This is a genomic window from Rhodococcus sp. BUPNP1 (genome assembly GCF_002215235.1).
In the GTDB taxonomy this organism is placed as follows: domain Bacteria; phylum Actinomycetota; class Actinomycetes; order Mycobacteriales; family Mycobacteriaceae; genus Rhodococcus.
The window spans coordinates 56,164-76,678 of record NZ_NERM01000009.1 but is presented as its reverse complement, the minus strand read 5'-3'; the positions used below and the strand labels follow the sequence as shown (position 1 = coordinate 76,678).

Genomic DNA, 20,515 nt, shown 5'->3' with positions numbered 1-20,515 from the left:
GGCTTCCTGCGTTCTGTGCGAACGGTGTTCAGGCGCTTCTGCGCGAATCACTGCTTACGTCGAAGTGCTCGTCGTACCACCCCTGCGCCTCGTCGAGCACCTCTCGGGCGAGCCGGGCATGGGGCCGGACGTCGACGAGCAGCGGCTCGTGGCCGGGACCGCGCCCGACCATCCGGCCCGTGAGGATCCATACGAACCGCCCGTCCTCGTCGCCGGACCCGACGCACGTACAGACGCGGCGGGCGACCCAGTCCTTGACGGGCCGGCGCCACCACGGCTCCGGAGCGAGGGTGGTGGCGACGAGCCCCGGCAGGGTCACGTTCGCCTCCTGGTCGCGGCTCGGCCCGTCCTCGGCGTCCGCCGCCGGGCCCTTCGAATACCTCAGGTAGAGCAGCGGATCCGTCGCCACGTCGGCGAGCTGGTCGAGTGAGGTGATCAGCGGGATGTCATCGGGGTCGGGATGGAAACTTCGGACGGACGTGTTCACCTTCGACTCCTCCTGCAGATCCCAGGCGAATTCGAAGGGTTCCCTGCTCCCCGGCCGTGAAACCCCGCACCGCGGTCGGTCAGTAGGCGCCGTCGCTCGCGAGCACCGCCCGCACCGTCTTCACAACGATGAGCAGATCCTGCACCATCGACCAGTTCGCCACGTAGAACAGGTCGAGGCGGATGCGATCGGCCTCGGACAGATCGGACCTGCCGGAGACCTGCCACAAGCCCGTCATGCCGGGACGCACGAGGATACGGCGCGGAACGAAGCCCGGGATCTTCTCGCCCTCACCGACCGCGAGGGGACGCGGCCCCACAAGACTCATGTCGCGGGCGAGGACGTTGAACAGCTGCGGCAGTTCGTCGATGCTCGTGCGGCGGATGAACCGGCCCACCGGAGTGATCCGCGGGTCGCGGGCGGACTTGTAGAAGGTCGCGTCCTCCTGACCGGTCTGCGCGCGGACCGTATCGACCATCCGGTCGGCATCGACGACCATGGACCGGAACTTCCACATCCGGAAGACGGTGCCGCCCAGACCGACGCGTTCCTGTCGGTAGAAGACGGGGCCGCCGTCCTGAAGCTTGATCAGCGCGGCGACCACGAACATGGCCGGCGCCGCGATCGTGAGGGCGAGGACCGCGCACACGAGGTCGAAGGTCGTCTTGGCGATCCGATGCGACCCGCGGTACTGCGGCTCCTCGACGTGCACGAACGGCAGCCCGCCCACGGGGTGCATCGACAGTCGCGGCAGGGCGATGTCGGTGACGCCGGGAGCCACCACGAGATCGACGCGATACGGCTCGAGTTCCCACGCGAGCTCGCCGATATCTCCGTTGCCCCAATGGGTTCCGGCAGCGATCGCGACGGTGTCGGCCCCGGAGAGCTTGACGGCGTTGATCACGTCGGTCTCCGCACCGAGTACCGGGATCTCCTGACCGGCGACGGTGATGGTGCGCCCGCTCTCCCCCGTGTATCCGGTGGTGCACACACCGACGACGCGGTATCCGGCCGAGGTGTCGCGGACGAACGATCCGACCATCGCGTCCACCGCGTGTTCGGAGCCGACGACGAGCACCGAGGTCCGGAACTCACCCCGTACGCGACGTCGTTCGATCGAACGACGGCACCAGCGGCGTCCGAGCGGCAGGACGACCAGGCCGACCGGCATGGCCAGCAACAGGTAGACCCGGATCGTGTCGAGGTCGGTGGCGAACGAGTCGACGAGGAACGAGGCGATCGCGAGCAGACCGAAGGTCTGCAGGGTCACCCTCGTGACGAGCCGGTACTCCTCCTCGCCACTGCCCACGATCGGCTTCTTGCGAGTTCCGTTGAGCGCCAGAATCGCAAGCCACAGGCCGGCCACCACGATCGCCGAGGCGAGTCCCTGGGTCACCGAGGACCCCGGGTCGACCGGTCCACCGATCATCGTCCCGGCCCCCTGCGCCAGGACGACGGTCGTGACGACGATCGTCGTGTCGGTGATCGCCAGCGACCGGAGATAGGTGCGCTGCCATTGTCTGCGCGGGACACTTCCGTGACCATCGCTCGTGTCGTGGGTCGGCGCGCTGCGACGCGCCAACTCGGGTCCGATCCCCATGCTTCTCCTGCTTGCCTACTCCACGCGAAGTGGCCCCGACAGCCAGATGAACGATTCGGTGATTATGTCCGTTTTCTCCAAGGAACGCGAACCCTGTTCCAGTGCAACGGATCACGGTGACGTGGGCGATTCCGCCCCTGAAGCGAAGAAGCTACGCGTAACTCGAATTACTTGTGCGCGTAGTTACTTCAGCAAAGAACACATTCATGCAGCGGCGACGAACGCAGCTCGGTCGGCGGCAGTGAGCCATGACGATCCCCCATCGAACCCCATCAACCCCATCAGCAGGCTCCCGACCCGGGAGAAAGGTACAACAGGGACGAACCGGCGACAAGGGTTCGTCTACTCGTCGGTAGTATGACGTGAGTCACGCCGTTCCGATCCCCTCCCCGACCCAGTCGCGGATGCGCTGCCGGAAGTTCTCCGAGGACAGCGCGGCGACGGCCTCGTTACGCCCCTTCGGCACACCGTCGATCGCGGCGATGCACTCGGCGACCGCCTCCACCCTGTCCTCGCGGAAACACAACCCGTCGACCCCCTCGGCAACCGTCTCACCAGCACCTCCGAGCGCGTTGACGACCACACGCGCCCCTGCCGCGCGCGCCTCGACGGGCATGATCCCGAAGTCCTCCACCGCAGGAAAGACGTAGACGTGGGCCTGCTGGTAGAGCGCGTAGAGCAGGGCGTCCGACGGCCGCGCGAGCACATGGACCGGTACCGTCGCCTCGTCGGCGAGCTGCCGCAGCCGGCTCTCCTCCGGTCCGGATCCCGCGATCACTGCCGGCACCCCGGCGAGGTCGGCGGCACGGATCACCCAATCCAGTCGCTTGTACGGTACGAACCTCGACGCCCCCAGCACGAAAACCTCCGGAAGCCCCTCCAACAGGGCGGATTCGGCTGCGGACAGTTCGTCACGCCAGTCGGGCACCGACGCGATGCGGGCCGTCTCCACCGGAGGAAAGATCACACGCGCCTCGACATCCCAGGCCCGCTCGATGCGGCGGCGCACGAAATCGCTGTTCGCGGCGAAGTGCGCGCCTTCCCGTGCACGACGCCGATCGAGGGCCCGCAACGGAGGTGCCGCGCACCGCACCGCGAGCGAGGCGCCCCGATCGTCGAGCTCCGGATTCCACAGGTAGCGCGCCGGAGTGTGCACGTAGACGAACTTCTCGAACCCGCTCGGTGCGCTGCGGAAGGTCACGTGATGGGCGAAGCAATGCGAGCTGACCAGGGCGAAGTCGTACGAGCCGGGTCGGCGACGCCAGACGTACGGCATGGCCGACAGCGCCAGCGCCTTGTTCCGGCGCAGGGGCGTGCGCGCCAGACCGCTCTCGTGCACCGTCCGCCCCGGATACCGGTCGGCGTCGTCCCACAGGCACAGGACGTCGGCGTCGGGAAAGGTGCGGACGAATTCGTCGAGCACCTTCTCCGAACCTCCGTCGCGCGCGATCCATTCGTGCACCAAGATTCCGGGCACAGCCATCCCTCCGAAGAACCCGAGCCGATCGGGGAGGTACTTTATGACCCTGCCGGCGCCGAGAGGTAACGGGTCGGCACAATCCATCGATACGAATGCGTCCGAACGACAAGAAGATTCAGGGTCCGAGACGGGGTCGGGAAATCACCCCCTCTTTCACCCCCTCGACAGTGGAGGTCACGGAGTGGATGTGCGACACGCGTCGTGGTTCGGCGATCCCGCGTCCCCTCTCCTCGGCCACGTCCACCTTCCCGCCGACCGCCGCGCACGCGGCGCGGTGGTGCTGTGCCCGCCCCTCGGCAAGGAACACCTCGACACCTATCGGGGGATCAAGGCGCTCGCCGAGCAACTCGCCGAGCGCGGCCTGGCGGCGTTGCGCTTCGACTACGCGGGCACCGGAGACTCCGCCGGCGATCAGGACTCGCCCGACGCGGTCGCGGCATGGCAGCGCAGTGTCGTCACCGCGGTGGAGACGGCCCGCGCGAGCGGCGCCGAGCACATCACCGTCGTGGGACTGCGCGCCGGCGCACTGATCGCGGCGACGGCCCTGCCGGAGTGCGGGCCGGTCGATGCCGTCGTGCTGTGGGATCCGATCGTCTCGGGCCGAGCGATGCTGCGCGAACAACGCGCTCTCTACCGGCTCGCCCTCGGTGCCGACGATCCCGACGACCCCCGTGTGTCGATCGTCGGCGGCGTTCTCGCCCCCGAGGTCGCCGACGCCCTCGGCGCTCTGAAGATCGATCCGCGGTCGCTGACCGGCACACGGACCCTGCTCGCGACCCGACCCACGGCCCGCGAGACCGCCGCGGTGTCGGCGCTCGCCACTGCACTCGGCGGTGACGAGATCTCCCTCGAGGCCCACGAATCCTTCGTCACCCCCAGCACACTGCATTCCGCGATCCCCACCGAGCAGCTGATCCGGATCGCCGACCGAGTCGCTGCGGGCACGCCCGCGGCGACGCGCGAGGTCCACTTCCCCGGGCGCGAGCGCGCGGTCGTCGCGACCACCGACTCGGGGCTCCCGATCCACGAGAGCGTCGAGTATCTCGGTCCGAACGAGATGTTCGCGCTGCGTACGCACGGTGTCGGCACCGAGGGGTTCGGCGCACCGCGCCCGTCCGCCCCGACGGTGCTGTTCTTCGGCACTGCCTACGAGCACCGGCTCGGCCCGAGTCGTCTCTGGGTCGAGCTCGCGCGCGAGTTCGCCGCGCACGGGATCTCCACGATCCGGTTCGACCGGACCGGGGTCGGCGATACCGGCACGGCGCACGGGGCGACCCCCACACCGCTGTACTCCGACGACTCCGACCGCGACGCTCTCGATGCTGTCGCCGCGCTCGGCGCCGATCCGCAGGACCTCGTGGTGATCGGGTTGTGTTCGGGTGCGTGGTACTCGTCGTGGGTCGCCCTCCGGGGTGCGGCTCACTCCGCCGTGCTCGTGAACGTGATCCTGTGGTGCACCCACCGCCGGAAGTCGTTGCGTGCAGACCTCGGTCCGAACGCGCCCGACGTTCCGGCGATCGCAGCTCCGGTGGAACCGCAGACGGTCTCCCTACGTGCCCGCATCAAGCCGTGGGCGCAGAAGTACCTGCCCTATCCGTTGTGGCTGCTGCTCGGCCGACTCGGAGTGACCCAGGTTCCCGAGGTGGGGTTGGAGGCACTGCGTCGCGCGGGTGTGTCGACCACGGTCGTGTTGTCCGCCGAGGACCATCTATGGTTCCTGTCCCAGCGCGGCGAGGAAGGACTTCGCCGCCTGCGCCGGCGTGGCTTCACCGGCGACATCCTCACCAGCGAGGTCGGTGAGCACAGCGGTCGGCAGCGGGACGGCCGCGAGTTCCTCCGCACGGCGATCACCTCGACCGTGCTCTCCCGATTCGGCTCCCGCACCTCGGATCCCACTGCAGGCGAGTACGTCTCATGACTCCCCTGCTGCTGCTCGCCGTTCCCGCCGTGCTCGCGTCGGGAGTGTTGCTCTGGCGGCGACCCCAACGCGGGTTGCTGGCGATCGCCGCGCTCACTCCGTTCCACGGTCTGCTCGCGATCGTCCCCGGCGGTGAATCGTTGTCGCCGTGGAAGGAGGGGCTGCTGCTCCTCACCCTCGCCGCGACCTTCGTCAGCCCGTACCGACGCCGGCTGCCGGCACCGTCCTGTCCGTGGTGGCCGGCCGTGGTCGCGTGGGTGGCGATCGGAGTCCTGTCGGCGCTGCTCGTCTCGGGACTCGCCGGCATCATCGCCATCAAGATCACCTACTTCTATCTCGTCATCCCGGTGATCCTGTGGCGGGCGCCGTTCGACGCCCGCGACCGCGACCACCTGGTGTCGATCCTCATGGGCACCACGGCCGTCACCGCCGTCGTCGGACTCGCGCAACAGGTGATCGGTGGTGAACGACTCGCCGAACTCGGTTACCGCTGGGACGAGCATCTGCGCATCAGCGGCGGAATCCTGCGCAGTTTCAGCACGTTCACGACCCCCTTCGCCTTCGGTCTGTTCGTGATGATCGGACTGATCGTAGGGTGCTCGGTCTCCTTCGCCGATCCGCACCGGCTCCGCAACACGCTGTTCCTGTGTGCGACACCGGTCATGGTGCTCGGCATGGGTGTGACGATCGTGCGTGCCAGCTACATCGGTCTCGCCGTCGCACTGCTGTGGCTGGCGGTCCACCGCTACCGCGCCCTGTTCCTCGGCTTCGGCGCCGCCGCGGCACTCGCACCGCTCGTCCTCTTCGCCGTGCCGAGTTCGATTCTCGCTCCGCTGTTCTCCTCGTCGAGTCTCGGTGAACGCGGGGACGGCTGGTCGCAGACCCTGTCGTCGCTGTGGGTGCACCCCTTCGGTCAGGGTCTCGGCGCGACCGGCTCGGCTGCCGCCGACACAGTGACGCAGAGCAACCCGATGCTGTCGGAACTGTCGTACACGGCGGCCGTGCAGTTCGGGTACATGCCCTATCAGCCCGACAACTACTACATGAAGCTCGCCGTGGAACTCGGCCCGATCGGCGTGTGGTTGTTCGTCCTCGTACTCGTGTGCGCCGCGGTCTCGACGCTGCGTGCATCGCGGGTGCTGAGCGGACAGGACGCCGCACTCGCACTCGGAGTGAGTGGCACGATCGTCGCGGCGGCGGTCGCCTCCACGGTGGCGACCTATCTCGAGATCTTCCCTCTCGACGTCTATTTCTGGTTACTGTTAGGAACTGTCGGATGCGCACTGACGCAACACTGGTCACCTCCCCGAAGCTCGCTCACCGCATCGGATTCGGCGCCCTCGCACTCCGTCCGTCCGGCAGCGGAGTCCAGACCTACGTCCGCGAGCTGCTGACCGCGCTCGATCCCCTGCTCTCCTCGGCGGCGCTGCGCGCGACCGTGCAGTGCGACGCCACCGGCGAACTGCCCCCTCGCGTGACCCCGTCGGTGCGGCCGGTCGCCGACGGGGTGCGGCGGATGCTGCACGCCAAGGTGCCCGTCCGCGGGGTCGACCTGTTCCACAGCCTCGACGTCGATCTGCCCGTCCTGTGTTCCGGTGTCACCGTCTCGACGTTCCACGACCTCGCCGTCTTCGACACCCCGTGGGCATTCAGCAGGCACCGGGCCGCCGGTGAGCGAGCACTGTTGCGCGATGCCATGCGACGGGCCGACGTGCTCGTCGCGGTCTCGAACTTCACAGCCGAACGTCTCCACGCGTTGTGCGGACGCGACGCCGTGGTCACCCCGCTCGCCCCCGCCGCGTGGGCGAAACCTCCCACCCCGGAGGAGGTGCGGGACATCCGCAGGGCCTACCGGCTGCCCGAACGGTTCGTCCTGCAGGTCGGCACCGTCGAACCCCGCAAGGACGTCGCGCTCGTCGCCGACGCGTGCCGCATCCTCGACGTCCCGCTGGTGCTGGCCGGTGCCGGATCCACCGGACCCCACGCGCCGGCCGGTTCGATCGGTCTCGGTTACGTTCCCACTGCGCACCTCCCCGCCCTGTACGTAGCGGCGACCGCCGTCGCATACGCCTCGCGCTACGAGGGCTTCGGGCTGCCGCCGCTCGAGGCGATGGCGTGCGGCGGGGCGGTGGTGACGAGCGCCGTCGGTGCACTGCCCGACGTCGTCGACGACGGAGCCCTTCTCGTCACCGAACACACCGTGACGTCGTGGACCGCGGCCCTGCGCGTCGTCGTCCACGACCGCGACACCGCGGAGGCGCTGCGCACCCGAGGACGGGAGGTCGCCGCGACCTCGACATGGACGCGCACCGCCGAACTCACGCGCGATGCCTACCGCACCGCAGGCCTGAGAATCTGACGAGGCCGTCGCGTGGGTAGACATTCGCTGGCCGACCGGATGGCCGAAACCGTCGTGATGGAGCGGATCGTCGCTGCCCACGACCCCGGTGGCACCCTCCACGAACCGCAGACGCCCGAACTCGACGGGCGGGCCGCGCGACGCAACACCGTCGTGATGCTCGGCAGCCGGCTGGCCGTGGCCTCGATGGGCTGGGCCGGTTCGATGATCGCCGCCCGCGCCTTGGCACCGGACGACTTCGGCAAGTTCTCCTTCGTCTTCGGCCTGCTCGGGTTGCTGTCCGTCGTCACCGATCTCGGCGTGGGTCGAGTGGTGCTCGCCAAGCTCGTCGAGTGCAATCCGTGGGAGGTCTCCTACGTCACCACCGCGTTCATCGCGTTGCGCGGTGTACTCGGTCTGCTCGGGTACGCGCTGGCCGTCGGATACGTGGTGCTCCTCGGATACTCGTCCGATGTCGTCTGGGCGACGGTGGTCGCCGGTCTCGTCGTGGTGATCGCGACGCCCAACAACGCCCTGTCGGTGATGTATCAGAGTCGGCTGCGCATGGCGTCGGTCGCGATCGCCGAGACCTTCGGCCAGCTCGCGCAACTGATCGCGACCATCGCCGCAGTGCTGTGGAATCCGGTGCTGCTCGTGCTCGTCGTGCCGGCGGTGATCAACGAGATCGTCGGCGCGGGCATTCTCGTGCGCGGCGTGCGAGCGGGCAGGGCCGGACCTCTGCCCGCCGCGCGCGCCCAGTTGTGGCGGTGGCGCGAGATGCTCGTCGAGGCCATCCCCCTCAGCATCGGTTTCGCCCTGCTCACCCTGCTGTCGAAGATCGACGTGCTGATGCTCGGGCGCATCGACACCTTCGACTCGGTGGGGCTCTACACCGTCGGATACAAGTTCGCCGACCTGCTGTCGATGGTGTCGTCGACCGTCGTGGGACCGGTGACCACGCTGCTGGTCGCGACCTGGCCGGCGCAGAGCGAGATGTTCCGGCAGCGCACGCGGGAAGCGGCGATGCTTCTCGCGGTGTTGGGCGCGACCGCCACCGCGGTCTTCTGGTCGTCGGCGGACGGCGTGCTGTCCCTCCTCTACGGCGAGCGATTCGCCGAAGCGGCCGACGCGTCGCGCATGCTGGTGCTCGGTAGCGCTCTGTCGATGCTCACCGAACTCGGTCTCATGGTGCTCATCGCGACCGGACGCCACCGGGTCTACCCGTGGGTGGCGCTGGCCGCACTCGCCGGGAACATCGGGGCGAACCTCGTCCTCATCCCCCGCATGTCGTTCGACGGGGCGGCGCTGGCGACGGTGTTCACCGAGGCCGCGATGCTCGTCGCGATCTGGATCGTCGTCGCACGAACCGTCCGGATCGGGGGCCTGTTCCCCTTCACCCAGACCGTCGCGATCGCGATGCTGGGTGTTGCGGTGGCCGTGTGGATGTCGCTTCTCGCGGAGCGCTACGATCTTCCCTGGCCCGTCACCGCTGTCCTCTCGGCTGTCTGTGTTCTGGCCGGAACCCATGTCCTTCCCATCACCGGCGGGCTCGGCCTCGTCGGTCTCGTCAAGTCCCGTTGAGGTTGCAGTGTCCCTTTCGCGGTCGATGCCGCGTCGCGTGTCGCGGTCCATGCCGCTCCGCGCCGTTCTCACCCTTGTCGGTGTGTTCGCTCTGTCGTGTACCCAGAGCACCGAGCCACGCGACTGCCGAACCGATCTGACCGCCGACAGTCTCGGGGTCGCGACGGGAGCCGGCCTCGACTCCCTCGACTCCGCCGACCTCGACGCGTACATGTCGACGGTCGCCGACAGCGGCGCCGGCTGGATCCGGTTCGACATGGACTGGTCGACCATCGAACCCGCGCGCGGCCGCTTCGACTGGAGGGGCACCGACCGGGTCGTCGCCGCGGCCGACGCACACGACCTGCAGGTGCTGGGCCTGCTCACTCACACTCCGCGCTGGGCGCGGACGTCGGAGGCCGCCCCCGGCGACCCGCACGGGATGCCCGCCGACCCCGGCGAATTCGGTCGCTTCGCAGGCGACGTCGCCGATCGCTACTCCGACAGCGTCACGCACTGGGAGATCTGGAACGAGCCGAACCTGACGGCCTTCTTCACCCCGCAACCCGACGTCGGCTCGTACGCCGACCTGCTCGTGGCGGCGTCGGACGCGATCCGCAACGTCGACCCCGGGGCGGTGGTGGTCACCGGTGGCCTGTCCCCCGGCACCGACAACGGATCGGACATCGCCCCGACGACTTTCCTCACCGAGTTGTACGACCAGGGCGTGTCGTCGGCCTTCGACGTCGTGGGCATGCACCCCTACAGCTATCCCGCTCTGCCGTCCGATGCGTCGACGTCCGACTGGAACTCCTTCTACCGCATGCGCGAGATGCGCACCGTCATGGTCGAGCGGGGGGACTCCGACAAGCCCATCTGGGCAACGGAGTTCGGGTCGCCGACGGGCACGGACACCGACGCGGTGGGGCCCACGGAGCAGGCCGACATCCTGCGCGACGGGATCACCGAGCAACGCGCATTGGGATTCGTCGACAAACTGTTCGTCTACAGCCTCTTCGACCGGGGCACCGAGGTGGCCGATCGCGAGCAGAACTTCGGGATCCTCGCGCACGACGGGGCACTCAAACCGGCCTGGGACGTGCTGCGCACGGCCGCGGTCACGCCGGGTTGCCTCTGATCAGCAGCGGTTCGAGGTGAGGGCGTCGCGCGCCGCCAGGCGCAGGGGACGGACGAGGTCGGCTCCGAGATCTGCGGCGCGGAGGGTCCACCGGTGGTGCGGTCGCGAGGTGGGGACGGCGACGATCCGCCCGACCCGGTATTCACCGTTCGCCCACTGCTCCTTGAATTCCGTTGTGCCGAGCAGGTAGTCGAAGTGGTCGATGCCCAGTTCGTCGTGCCGGTCGGCGAGGTGGCGCTGCAGCAACTGGCCGGGCTGGTAGCGACGCACCTCGGGATGGAAGCGGCTCAGCCACATCTCGGCCGTGGTCCCGGTGCGGAACATGATCTCGTGGGCCGTCCATCGGTCGCCGACGAGCAGGCCCACGACGAGCAACCGGCCGGCACGGGCCTCGGCCTCGAGCAGCGGCCGGGTGAACGCGACGAACGGCGGTGCACAGAAGTTGTCGCGTCCGCTGTGTTCGTCGGCGGCCGCGGCGACGGCGGTGATGTCGGGCCACCTGTGCGCGAGATGGTCCGGATCGCGCACCACTTCGACGGAGACCGGGGTGCCTTCGCGTTCCAGCGAGCGTTCGAGGCGGGACAGCGTCTTCAGCGTGCGGCGACCACGCAACGATTCGGCGCCGGCACCGGCAGCGACATCGACGGTCAGGCACCGTTCGGTGCCGGCGATATCGACGCTCCAGCGAGACGAGGCCTGCAGCATCTCCACGAGAGGATCGGTGAGATCGACGTGGTCGAGCTGCAGTGCCATGTTCCGGTCGGCGATACCGTCGAGCAGATCGGCGAGCGCGGCCTCGTCGGTCGCGAGGAAGGTTCCTATCGTGGCGAGGCCGTGGGCCGGCAGCCGTAGGGCGGTGACCCCGAGCCGGGTACGGGCGTGCAGGGGCGCGAGTCCGACGAGGCGCCCGCCGCGCCGGACGGTGCATACGGCCGATCGACCGCGTCCCATCCGATTCCAGGCCAGTGCGTAGGAGGGGCGGGTCGCGACGCGCCCACCCGCCTCATGGGCGAGGTCGTCCCATTCCGCGGAGAGCCGAACGGCCGAGTCTTCGTCGTGGATCTCGAAACTCACGGTGCGCATGCACCGGAACCTTCGGTCCACAAATCCCGCATCTTCCGGCCCCCTGCTCGTTAGAGTGAATTCGCGGCGTCGGTCTGCCGCTCGCTCCACCGAAAGAATCGCAGGTCGGCGGCGCAGCGTTACGACCGATGCCTGAATTGTCCGGATTCTACACCAGGAGAGTCGATGGGTCGTCTCGCACGTGCTGCACTGGCCACAGCCCTCTCGTGCTCCCTCGCCGCACTCGCAGCGTGCGCCCCACCGCCCCAACCGCCTCCCCCGACGACCTGCGCGACCGACGACATCGGTATCGCGGCCGGCGCACCGCTGATGTATCTGTCGGACTCCGAACTCGACCGTGAACTCGACGCGATCCGCGCGGTCGGCGCCCGGTGGCTGCGCGTGGACATCGACTGGTCGGTGATCGAACCGAACCGCGGGCAACAGAACTGGTCGGTGCCCGACCGTGTGGTGGACCGCGCCCGTGCCCGCGGACTCGAGGTGGTCGGCATCATCGCGTACACCCCCACTTGGGCACGCGTCGCGGGTGGCGGCGACACGCACGGATATCCCGCCGACCCGGCGGCGTTCGTCGCCTTCTCGCGTCAGGTCGCACAGCGCTATTCGACCCGCGTGAACCATTGGGAGATCTGGAACGAACCGAACCTGACCAGTTTCTTCCGGCCCCGGGCCGACGTCGGGAAGTATGTCGAACTGCTCGCCGCCGCGGCACCGGCGATCAAGTCGGTGCAACCCGGCGCGCGCATACTCAACGGCGGCCTCGCCCCCGCCGTGGACGACGGCACCAACATCTCCCCCGTCACCTACGTGCAGCAGCTCTACGCGCGCGGCGCACACCAGTACTTCGACATCCTGTCGGTCCACCCCTACAGCTATCCGGCGCTGCCGTCCGATGCGAGTACGCAGAGCTGGAACACCTTCTACCGCATGCGCCTGATGCGCGACACGATGGTGCAGTACGGCGACGCCGCGACACCGGTGTGGGCCACCGAGTTCGGCGCCCCCACCGGAACCGACTCGAACGCGGTGAGCACGCAACTCCAGGCCGACATCATCGCCGACGGCATTGCGGAGGCCCGCCGACTCGGCTGGGTGCAGAAGGTGTTCGTCTACTCGATGCGCGACCGCGGGACGAACCAAGCCGATGTGGAGCAGAACTTCGGGCTGCTCTACCAGAACTTCTCGGCCAAACCCTCACGCGCCGTGGTCGCTTCGGCCGCCTCGGGATGCGCTGCCGCGAACGGCACACTCGAGTCCACGAACACCCCGGCCGACGCGGTGTGGTGACAGCGGTGCGCTGACGGTCAGGCGCCGAGCGCGTCGGTGACCCCGTCGAGGATCCGCTCGAGGATCGGCCCCGACGTCGCGAAGTTGATGCGCAGGAAGTTGCGTGCCCCCGACCCGAACCGCACCCCGCCGTCGGCGAGGACACGTCCCCGATCGCGGACGACCGACACCGGATCATCGATGCCGAGGGGTCCGGTGTTCAACCATGTCAGGTAGGTGCCCTGCGGCAGATGGTGCCGCAGGGACGGGATCCGTTCGCGCAGAACCTCGTCCACCCGCCGACGATTCCGGGCGAGGACCTGCAGCAGGTCGCGCTGCCACGCGTCGCCCTCGCGCCACGCGGCGAGCGTGGCGATCACTCCCGGAACCGACACCGTCCCGTACAGGTCGAACGGCTCCGCGTCCCGGCGCTCGAGCAGTGTTCCTGAGCCGTAGTGCACCACCGCGCACCGCATCCCTGCGAGGTTGAACGCCTTGCTGGCGGAAGTGAGCGTCACCGTGCGGGCAGCGGTCTCCGGTCCGAGCGACGCGAACGGGATGTGCCGGTGCGGCTCGTAGATCAGCTCGGCATGGATCTCGTCGCTGACGACAAGCATGTCGAACCGTTCGGCGAGATCGGCGATCCGCTCGAGTTCCTCACGCGTGAGCACCCGCCCGGTGGGGTTGTGCGGGTTGACGAGCACCAGTACCCGCGGACGACGCCGTGCCACCAACGGCTCGAACGCATCGAAGTCGAGCACCCACCCGTCGCCCCGGTCGACGAACGGAAAGTCGATCTGCTGCAGACCCATCCGTCGCAGCGACGCCAGGAACGGCGGGTAGTTCGGTGTCTGGATCGCCACCGCATCGCCGCGCGTGGTGCTCAGGTGCAGCACGAGCTGCAATGCCTGGATGAGATCCGTCTGCTCGCGGACGGCACCGGGATCGGGTTCCCATCCGTAACGCGTGCGCATGCGTTGCGCGAACTCCTCACGCAGCGGCGTGCCGTGGAACCAGTCGGGATAACCGAGATCGCTACGCTCGACCAGCTCGTGCAGCGCATGCGCGATCGGCGGTGCGACCGGGAAGTCCATGTCGGCGACCTATGCGGGGGCCAGCCCGTCGGTGGCCGCCCGTGCCCACTTGGCACCGGACCGCGCCGACAGGGCGTCGAAGTCGAGGTCGTCGAACCCGGGCACCCCAGGACCGCCGACCGAGAGGCGCTCGTCGCTGGTCATGTGGATGAGAATCGCACGGTTCGCGGCGCTCCGCGCGCCGAAGTCAGGCGGCGGGTCGCTGGCCCGTGACGAAGAAGATAAGCCGATCCGCGACGTCGACGGCCTGGTCGCCGAACCGCCCGTAGAAACGCGCGAGGAGTGCGGTGTCGACCGCGGTCCGGATGTCGCCGTCCCATTCGGGACTCTCGAGCAGGGAGAGCAGTCGCGAATGCACCGCATCGAGTTCGGTCTCGATGGCGTGCGTGCCCTTGATCGTGTCGAGGTCGAAGTCGGTGAACGCGTCGCGCAGAATCGCGACGATCTGCGCCGCAAGATCGGCCATCCGGCGAAGATCGTCGCGCAGGAGGTCGGATACCAGCGACTCGGGATGGCGACGACGTACGACCCGCGCGATGTGCAGGCTCAGTTCGCCCATCCTGGTGAGATCGCCCGTAATGCGCACGGCGGAGAACACCAACCGCAGGTCGGCGGCCACGGGACCCTGTAGGGCGAGGATTCGCACCGCTCGCTCGGAACAGTCGGTGTCGAGTTCGGCGATCCGTGCGTCGAGATCGAGGGCGGCCTGGGCTGCGTCGAGGTCGGTGTCGAACAACGCGCGAGTGGCCAGGTCGAGCCCTTCGGCCGCGACCGCTGCGAGCTCACCGAGGCGTCCGACCAGGTCGTCGAGCTGTCCTCGGAACAACTCCCTCATGTCTCGCTCCCTTCGTCGACCGGTTCACGGCACGTGTACCCGACCGGTCCTCGTTGCAGTCCCCGGGAGGAGCCTAACGACGCGCGTCGACGACGCGCTCTGCGGCGACGTCCTCGGAGGACGATACAGAGCCCGCGACGTCGTCCATGCGGGCGAGATGAGCCTTGATCCATTCGGTGCTTCCCGGCGTCGCGGTGCTGTGCTGCGGGGTGCCGGCAATGCAGATAGACAAATTGTTTTCCTCGTCGTGACGCCGATGTGCTCGGCTGCGCAGGTCACACCCATCCCCTGGAGTGACCGCCATCACTATAGCCTGTCGGCGCCGAGCTTCAACTCGGGCGAAAACCTGATCAGTAGCGCGACGTCTCCCGAGGTTCGCCGTAACCGTTCTGCTCGGGATAGCCGTGCCCGTCCCGGTAGCCCTGCTGGTCGGCGTATCCGTAGTCGTATCCCTCGTCGTAGCGGTACTGCTGATAGGCCCGATCCTCGGGCGGGACGAACAGCGACTCCGGCTGGGACGACACAGGCTGGGACAACACCGGCTGGGACGACACAGGCTGGGACGACACAGGCTGCGGGGCCCGGTGACGGTCGTCGGGCACCGGTCGCGGTGCAGGTGCAGGTGCAGGCTGGGGTGTGGCAACAGGGACGGGAGCCGGGGGTTCGGGAGCCGCCTCCACGGCTGCTTCGCGGCGCCGAGCCGGAAGCACGGGCACCAATTCTCGTCCGGCACCGAGCACGACGAGACGCGTGGGCACCTCGATCTCGGCCAAGGCGCGCAGCGTGTCCTCCGCCTGCGCTCGCTCCTCGGCACCGGCCTGCAGCACGATCACGGCGAGCGCGAGCCCCTCGGTCTTCGCGCGGGTCCACCACTGTTCCCCGATCCCGCAGCACACGATCCGGTCGCGGGCATCGCCGAACGCATCGGCTTCGACGGTCACGCCCTCCCCTGTGAGAAGGAGGATGTGGTCACCGAGCGAGGCGCGCTGCCCGAGCATGACGATCGTGTCGAGCGGAAGCGTCTGCCGGTCGTCGCGCTCGATCTGCACGGCCGTCCGGTGGCGACGCGCGACCCGCCGGGCCCACGCCGCACTGTTCGACGCGCCGAAGCGCCCGTTCAGAGCGACCAGCAACTCCGCGACGAGGACGAACACTGCGAGGAAGGCGACCGCGGCCTCGGCACGCGGCATCGGGGACACCTTCGTCCCGGTGCCGGCGGGCATCGACAGCACCTGGAGGTATTCGAGGCTTGCACCCGAGCGTGCCTGCCGGAGCTGCTCGAGCCGCGCATCGAGTTCGGCCTGCACCACCGGATCGGCTGTGCCCTCCGCGTTGCCCTCCTCGTCGGCCGCGATACTCGCGGCGAGGTCGGCGCGCAGACCGGCAACGACCGCGTCCAGTTCGGCGATGCGCGCGTCGAGGGCGACGCGATTGCGTTCGGTCTGCGCGCGGTCGAGCTGTGTGACGACCGTTTGTGCGAGCCGGTCGGCGTCGGCCTGCGAGTCGTCGCGGGCTGTCACGGTGAGCAGAGTGGGCGACGAGCCGTAGCCGACGTCGATCCTCGACGGCAGCTTCGCGGGATCCTCGTTGGTCTCGGCTGCGATTGCGGCCACGACCGCCGAGTCCTGCGACAGCGCCACGTACGGGGCGATGAGCTGCCCGAGGGTCGCGTCGTTGCCGGACACCGAGGCCGACGAGCGGATCTCTGCGACGAGCGACGACTCGTACACCCCGGGACCGCTGTCGCGGACGAAGAAGACCGCGACCGCGGCGAGCGCGGCGACGAGTGCGGCGGGCACGGCCACGCGAGCGAGATCGCGGGCATGCCCCACGAGATCGACGGTGGGAGGAACACCGAGCTCACGACGCAGTTCGGCGTCGCGGATGCTTCGTTCGGACACGATGCACAGGCCTTTCGCTGTCGCCCCGGGGAGTGGGCACGTCGCCATTGTGTCGCGGCGAATCGGGCAAATGTTACCGACCCGTACGTCCGTCAGCTGCCGAGCAGCCAGCGCGGACGGGACCACATCTGCCAGGTCTCGGCGACGCGCGCTCCGGCTGCGAGGTAGAGCGGGGTGACACGCGGCCTGGTGAGTCCGCACATCGCGACCGGACCTCGCTGCGCGTGCGTGTGGGCGGCGCCGGCCCGGATCAGCCGGTTCGCGTATCCGCGACGTTGCCGGCCGGTCCGGGTTCCGAGCGACCACACCGTCCGGATCGGCCCGCTGTCGACGAGCAGGGTGCAGGACTGCAGAGCCGCAGCCCGGCCGTCTGCATCCTCGTCGTCCGAATCCCGGTCGCCGACATCTTCGTCGTCGAAGATCCCGATCACCTCGACGCCGGAGGTGCGGGCGACGACGTCGGCGTAGGCGACCGCGGCGGTCCCGGGCGCGATCCCGAAGGTCGCGGCGGCGAGTTCGCGGGCATGCAGCATGTCGGCCTCGCCGAGAACCCGAAAACCCGGATCGACGGGAGCATCGTGGGCGACGAGGTAGGTCAGGTCCAGCGAACCCGCACACACCCAGCCGCGGTCGCCGAGGACCTGGGCGGCACCGAGGCCGTCACCTGCCAGCAGGACGATCGACGGATGACCGGCCTCCGTCAGCGTTTCGTAGACATGGTCGGCGTGGGCGGTCACGTCGCCGCCGTGGACGAGGGCGAGGTTGTAGTCGGGGTCGGGGGCCGCGGTGATACCGATCCACCAGCCGTCGCCCTCGGACCAGTGACCTCCGGACGTCAGCGGCCGCATGCTCGCGCCGTAGGCACGTCGCAGTTGCGTCGACGATGCGAGACCCGTCGCGATCGAGGCGGCGTCCACCCCTTCTCCTTCCCTGCCGCAGGAAATCGATCCCCCGGACCAGATCTACCCGGACCACATCTACAGCGTCGGTACGGAAACGGCATCGGCGGCACCCGCTGGAGGTGCCGCCGATGCCGTTACATGCGGATCGGAGTGTGGACTCCGATCAGAGGTAGGCGCCGATCAGGTCGCGCAGGAACTTGATCACGAACTGGAGCGGGTCGACCGGCTCCGGCTGCGACTGGGGAGCCGGCGGAACATTGTCGGCCTGCGGCGCGGACTCGCCCTGCGGTGCGGGCGCGGACTCGGCCTGCGGCGCGGACTGTGCCTGCGGAGCCGACTCGCCCTGCGGTGCGGACTCACCGCCGCCGACCGTCACGGAGATGCCACCGGTGAAGGGGCGACCGGACGCGTCGAAGATGTTCTCGTACTGCGCACCCGAGGCGTCCTGGCAGCCCCAGAAGACGTTGTAGGTGCCGTCGGTGATCGACTCCGGACCGGCCTGCGAGGGTGCGCCGTCCTTGATGTACAGCGCGCTCGAGGTGCTCGTGTTGGTCACCGAGAAGCTCGTGCCGGCGGGCTGCGCGTCGATGCGGCCCGACGGATCGGCCGTGTCGACGGTGCCCGGCTTCAGGACGTAGGTGACGCAGGTGACGCCGCGGTCGACGTCGGCGCGCGTCAGATCGAAGTCGACGACGATGGCGCCGTTCTCCGCCTTCGCCGAGACGCTCGGACCCGCAGCGGACGAGACGCCCGGAACGACCAGTGCCAGCAGTGCGGCACCAGAGGCCGCGACTGCAGCCTTCTTCGCAACAGAATTCATCGATTTTCCTCCCCGTATTTCGATGTCGGCGACCACTTTCGTGAGCGGCACGCCGTCGACCGTGCCCGACGCGCGTAGAACGCGGGCACATATGCGAGAACGTTACCGCTAGATGTCGTTGCTGTCGCGATGAGGTGGGGCATCGGTCCGGGCGGCCCGATCCACATGCCCGAGATCACGATCCGGCTCCACGAGATCACGGACTCGCTGCTTGAGCGCGGCGATTTCGGGAAAACCCTTGTCCTCCTTGCGGTCCCACACGACCGTGTCGTCGACGACGATGCGGAACACCCCACCGGTCCCGGGAACGAGCGCGACCTCGCCGAGCGCGGTACCGAAGGTGTTCAGCAGTTCCTGCGCCATCCAACCGGCGCGCAGCAGCCATTTGCACTGCGTGCAGTAGGTGATCGCGACGCGGGGAGCCTGCTCGGTCATGAGCGACAGGATATCTCCGCCGGAAAATAGGTGAAGCCCCGGCAATCGTGGTGGTGGATCGGCCGGGGCTTCTGCACGGACCGGTGATGGGGGGGTAACCGACCCGTGCGGCCGTCCTCACATGGGGGGACAGGAGGACGACGCGGAACCGAGTCTAGACACGGGAAATTGTTACTCGCGAGTATCGCGCAGGCGGACGTCCGGCGTGTCAGGAAGCGACGGGAGGATTCGCAGAATCACGCTGCTCCCGCTGCATCTCGACGAGTTGTTCCTCCCTCTCGGAGACGAACAGGAACCGACCGACCGCGAGCGCGCCGAGAGCCGAGAGGCCCAGCCACGCCGCCAGCGCCGATGCGATCCACACCCACATGGCTCACAGTGTGCGCGAATCCGCCGAGAACACCAAACATCGGAGATCGCAACATGGTTGCAAAAGCAATACTCGAGGACGCCTCACAATGTGACGCCCGTCGCCCACAAGGCGTTCACCATGGCCGGCAACGTCACCTCGATATCGTGGCGCTCCTCCACCCGGCGGCGCGCAGTGACGGCGAGTTCGTACCGCAGGCCGGGGTCGGACATCAATCGCCGCATCGCCTCTGCCAGAGCCTTCGCATCGCCGGGTGGAACGAGCAGTCCCGCGCCGTCGGCCAGGTACTCGGCGGTCCCTCCGTGATCGGTGCCGACGACGGGCACACCGTGCGCCATCGCCTCCAATGCGACCAGCGGTCCCGCCTCCGGTGAGGTGCTCGCAGAGACCATCACGTCCCACACCGCGAAGACCTCGGCGGGATCGACCCGGCCCAGGAACGACACCCGTCCACGCAGGTCGGGGGCGTCTGCGCGACGCCGCAGTTCGTCGAGGAAGGCTTCGTCGCCGGGGAACGGCACCCCCGCCACGTCGAGGTGGACGCCGGGCACCTCGGCCACCGCCTCGAGAAGGACGCGGTGTCCCTTCCATTCCGTCACCGACGCGAGGATGCCCACCCGCGTGGTCGAGCCGTCAGTAGTCGAGCCCTGGGGAGACGCCGGCCGGGACGGAGCAGGCGGGATCGGGACGCCGTGCGGTGCGACGACCACCGGATATCCGCATTCCCGGACCGGGACGGCCGAGGCCCGCGAGACGGCCACCGCTTCCCCCACGGCGCCTCTGCCCACCCGGGCGACGATGTGCTGCTTACGGGAGGACAGGGTGTCGTGCACCAGCCACCTGGCACGTTCCCGGTGGGACGTGCCGAGCACGGCGAGTCGCAGGGAAGGCAGTGCGAACAACGAATTGCACACCACCTGCGGCCGCTCCGCGGCGAGCACGCGACGGAGTCTGCGCGCTCCCACCAGCCACCGCACCGGAAGACCTGCCAGTCCCGCGATCCGCCCGACTCCGGTCTGTCCCCACATGCCCAGCCGGGGCAACCGGACACGGACGCATCCGGCCGGAAGGGCTTCGGCGAGCGGCCCGTCGGGGCACGCCACGACGACCCGACGTCCCTGCGCGAGGGCGGCGTCGACGAGCATCAGCATGATCTTCTCGGCACCCGACCGTTCACCGGTGTGCGCGACGAACAACAGCGGATCGCTCACGGATTCCGTCACGGAGCCTCCTGATTCGTCCGATTCGGGGTCGTCGGCTGAAATCGAGACCGGCGTGCGTTCCGTTA

18 protein-coding genes and 1 pseudogene are annotated in these 20,515 nt (G+C 68.7%); 6 read left to right on the top strand and 13 right to left on the bottom strand.

Features of this window, described 5'->3' with window-relative positions; all coding sequences use genetic code 11:
- Positions 1-28: 28 nt before the first annotated feature.
- From B9C99_RS11565 to B9C99_RS11555, 3 genes are all read right to left on the bottom strand, one after another.
- Positions 29-487 (bottom strand): DUF6098 family protein, encoded by a 459-nt coding sequence (locus tag B9C99_RS11565; protein ID WP_088897922.1) that lies wholly within the window; start codon positions 485-487, stop codon positions 29-31.
- A gap of 79 nt (positions 488-566) precedes the next feature.
- Positions 567-2,087: a sugar transferase gene (locus B9C99_RS11560; protein WP_088897921.1), complete on the bottom strand. Its 1,521-nt coding sequence runs from the start codon at positions 2,085-2,087 to the stop codon at positions 567-569.
- Positions 2,088-2,454: 367 nt separating this feature from the next.
- On the bottom strand, positions 2,455-3,570 hold the full coding sequence (locus B9C99_RS11555) for a glycosyltransferase (RefSeq protein ID WP_088897920.1): 1,116 nt from the start codon (positions 3,568-3,570) through the stop codon (positions 2,455-2,457).
- 184 nt (positions 3,571-3,754) lie between these two features.
- Between B9C99_RS11555 and B9C99_RS11550 the strand changes: the two genes are divergently transcribed.
- The 5 genes from B9C99_RS11550 to B9C99_RS11530 all read left to right on the top strand — a co-directional run bounded on the left by B9C99_RS11550 (position 3,755) and on the right by B9C99_RS11530 (position 10,521).
- Entirely contained in the window at positions 3,755-5,485 is a 1,731-nt protein-coding gene (locus B9C99_RS11550) for an alpha/beta fold hydrolase (protein ID WP_253250044.1), read from the top strand.
- On the top strand, positions 5,482-6,879 hold the full coding sequence (locus B9C99_RS11545; RefSeq protein ID WP_143543554.1) for an O-antigen ligase family protein: 1,398 nt from the start codon (positions 5,482-5,484) through the stop codon (positions 6,877-6,879). Before B9C99_RS11550 ends, B9C99_RS11545 begins: the two co-directional genes overlap by 4 nt.
- The gene (locus B9C99_RS11540; RefSeq protein ID WP_088897918.1) at positions 6,762-7,844 is read left to right on the top strand and encodes a glycosyltransferase family 1 protein; all 1,083 of its coding nucleotides are present in this window, start codon (positions 6,762-6,764) and stop codon (positions 7,842-7,844) included. The genes B9C99_RS11545 and B9C99_RS11540 overlap by 118 nt, the downstream gene beginning before the upstream one ends.
- Before the next feature lie 12 nt (positions 7,845-7,856).
- Positions 7,857-9,404, top strand: coding sequence for a flippase (locus B9C99_RS11535; RefSeq protein WP_253250043.1), 1,548 nt, complete (start codon positions 7,857-7,859; stop codon positions 9,402-9,404).
- Between the two features lie 82 nt (positions 9,405-9,486).
- On the top strand, positions 9,487-10,521 hold the full coding sequence (locus tag B9C99_RS11530) for a cellulase family glycosylhydrolase (protein WP_253250042.1): 1,035 nt from the start codon (positions 9,487-9,489) through the stop codon (positions 10,519-10,521).
- Here the strand turns inward: B9C99_RS11530 and B9C99_RS11525 are convergent, their stop codons facing one another.
- Positions 10,522-11,604: a GNAT family N-acetyltransferase gene (locus tag B9C99_RS11525; RefSeq protein ID WP_016696204.1), complete on the bottom strand. Its 1,083-nt coding sequence runs from the start codon at positions 11,602-11,604 to the stop codon at positions 10,522-10,524. It lies immediately after the preceding gene.
- A 165-nt stretch (positions 11,605-11,769) separates the two neighbouring features.
- On the opposite strand from B9C99_RS11525, the gene B9C99_RS11520 reads away from it, so the two are divergent.
- On the top strand, positions 11,770-12,891 hold the full coding sequence (locus tag B9C99_RS11520; RefSeq protein WP_088897915.1) for a glycosyl hydrolase: 1,122 nt from the start codon (positions 11,770-11,772) through the stop codon (positions 12,889-12,891).
- A gap of 17 nt (positions 12,892-12,908) precedes the next feature.
- Here the strand turns inward: B9C99_RS11520 and B9C99_RS11515 are convergent.
- The 9 genes and pseudogenes from B9C99_RS11515 to B9C99_RS11485 all read right to left on the bottom strand — a co-directional run bounded on the left by B9C99_RS11515 (position 12,909) and on the right by B9C99_RS11485 (position 20,438).
- Positions 12,909-14,108, bottom strand: a pseudogene (locus tag B9C99_RS11515) (MalY/PatB family protein).
- Between the two features lie 43 nt (positions 14,109-14,151).
- A complete protein-coding gene (locus B9C99_RS11510) occupies positions 14,152-14,799 on the bottom strand; it encodes a PhoU domain-containing protein (RefSeq protein ID WP_088897914.1) in 648 nt (215 codons plus the stop codon).
- Positions 14,800-14,872: 73 nt separating this feature from the next.
- On the bottom strand, positions 14,873-15,031 hold the full coding sequence (locus tag B9C99_RS25845) for a hypothetical protein (protein WP_157788930.1): 159 nt from the start codon (positions 15,029-15,031) through the stop codon (positions 14,873-14,875).
- Between the two features lie 118 nt (positions 15,032-15,149).
- Entirely contained in the window at positions 15,150-16,700 is a 1,551-nt protein-coding gene (locus B9C99_RS11505; RefSeq protein WP_143543553.1) for a hypothetical protein, read from the bottom strand.
- A gap of 92 nt (positions 16,701-16,792) precedes the next feature.
- Complete coding sequence (locus B9C99_RS11500) at positions 16,793-17,617, bottom strand: N-acetyltransferase (RefSeq protein ID WP_088897912.1); 825 nt, start codon at positions 17,615-17,617, stop codon at positions 16,793-16,795.
- A gap of 148 nt (positions 17,618-17,765) precedes the next feature.
- Positions 17,766-18,422 carry a hypothetical protein gene (locus tag B9C99_RS11495; protein ID WP_088897911.1) on the bottom strand — a complete coding sequence of 219 codons (657 nt, stop codon included), beginning with the start codon at positions 18,420-18,422 and terminating at the stop codon, positions 17,766-17,768.
- Between the two features lie 108 nt (positions 18,423-18,530).
- Positions 18,531-18,857: a SelT/SelW/SelH family protein gene (locus B9C99_RS11490; RefSeq protein WP_088897910.1), complete on the bottom strand. Its 327-nt coding sequence runs from the start codon at positions 18,855-18,857 to the stop codon at positions 18,531-18,533.
- Between the two features lie 208 nt (positions 18,858-19,065).
- Positions 19,066-19,227, bottom strand: a complete 162-nt coding sequence (locus B9C99_RS25840) for a hypothetical protein (RefSeq protein WP_016696211.1) — start codon at positions 19,225-19,227, stop codon at positions 19,066-19,068.
- 83 nt (positions 19,228-19,310) lie between these two features.
- Positions 19,311-20,438, bottom strand: a complete 1,128-nt coding sequence (locus B9C99_RS11485) for a glycosyltransferase family 4 protein (protein ID WP_088897988.1) — start codon at positions 20,436-20,438, stop codon at positions 19,311-19,313.
- Positions 20,439-20,515: the final 77 nt, after the last annotated feature.

Coding starts and splice junctions, on each gene's coding strand:
- B9C99_RS11495 (WP_088897911.1), bottom strand. CDS start 18,422: ATGAATTCTGTTGCGAAGAAGGCTGCAGTCGCGGCCTCTGGTGCCGCA.
- B9C99_RS11555 (WP_088897920.1), bottom strand. CDS start 3,570: ATGGCTGTGCCCGGAATCTTGGTGCACGAATGGATCGCGCGCGACGGA.
- B9C99_RS11510 (WP_088897914.1), bottom strand. CDS start 14,799: ATGAGGGAGTTGTTCCGAGGACAGCTCGACGACCTGGTCGGACGCCTC.
- B9C99_RS11525 (WP_016696204.1), bottom strand. CDS start 11,604: ATGCGCACCGTGAGTTTCGAGATCCACGACGAAGACTCGGCCGTTCGG.
- B9C99_RS25840 (WP_016696211.1), bottom strand. CDS start 19,227: ATGTGGGTGTGGATCGCATCGGCGCTGGCGGCGTGGCTGGGCCTCTCG.
- B9C99_RS11545 (WP_143543554.1), top strand. CDS start 5,482: ATGACTCCCCTGCTGCTGCTCGCCGTTCCCGCCGTGCTCGCGTCGGGA.
- B9C99_RS11490 (WP_088897910.1), bottom strand. CDS start 18,857: ATGACCGAGCAGGCTCCCCGCGTCGCGATCACCTACTGCACGCAGTGC.
- B9C99_RS11520 (WP_088897915.1), top strand. CDS start 11,770: ATGGGTCGTCTCGCACGTGCTGCACTGGCCACAGCCCTCTCGTGCTCC.
- B9C99_RS11560 (WP_088897921.1), bottom strand. CDS start 2,087: ATGGGGATCGGACCCGAGTTGGCGCGTCGCAGCGCGCCGACCCACGAC.
- B9C99_RS11540 (WP_088897918.1), top strand. CDS start 6,762: ATGCGCACTGACGCAACACTGGTCACCTCCCCGAAGCTCGCTCACCGC.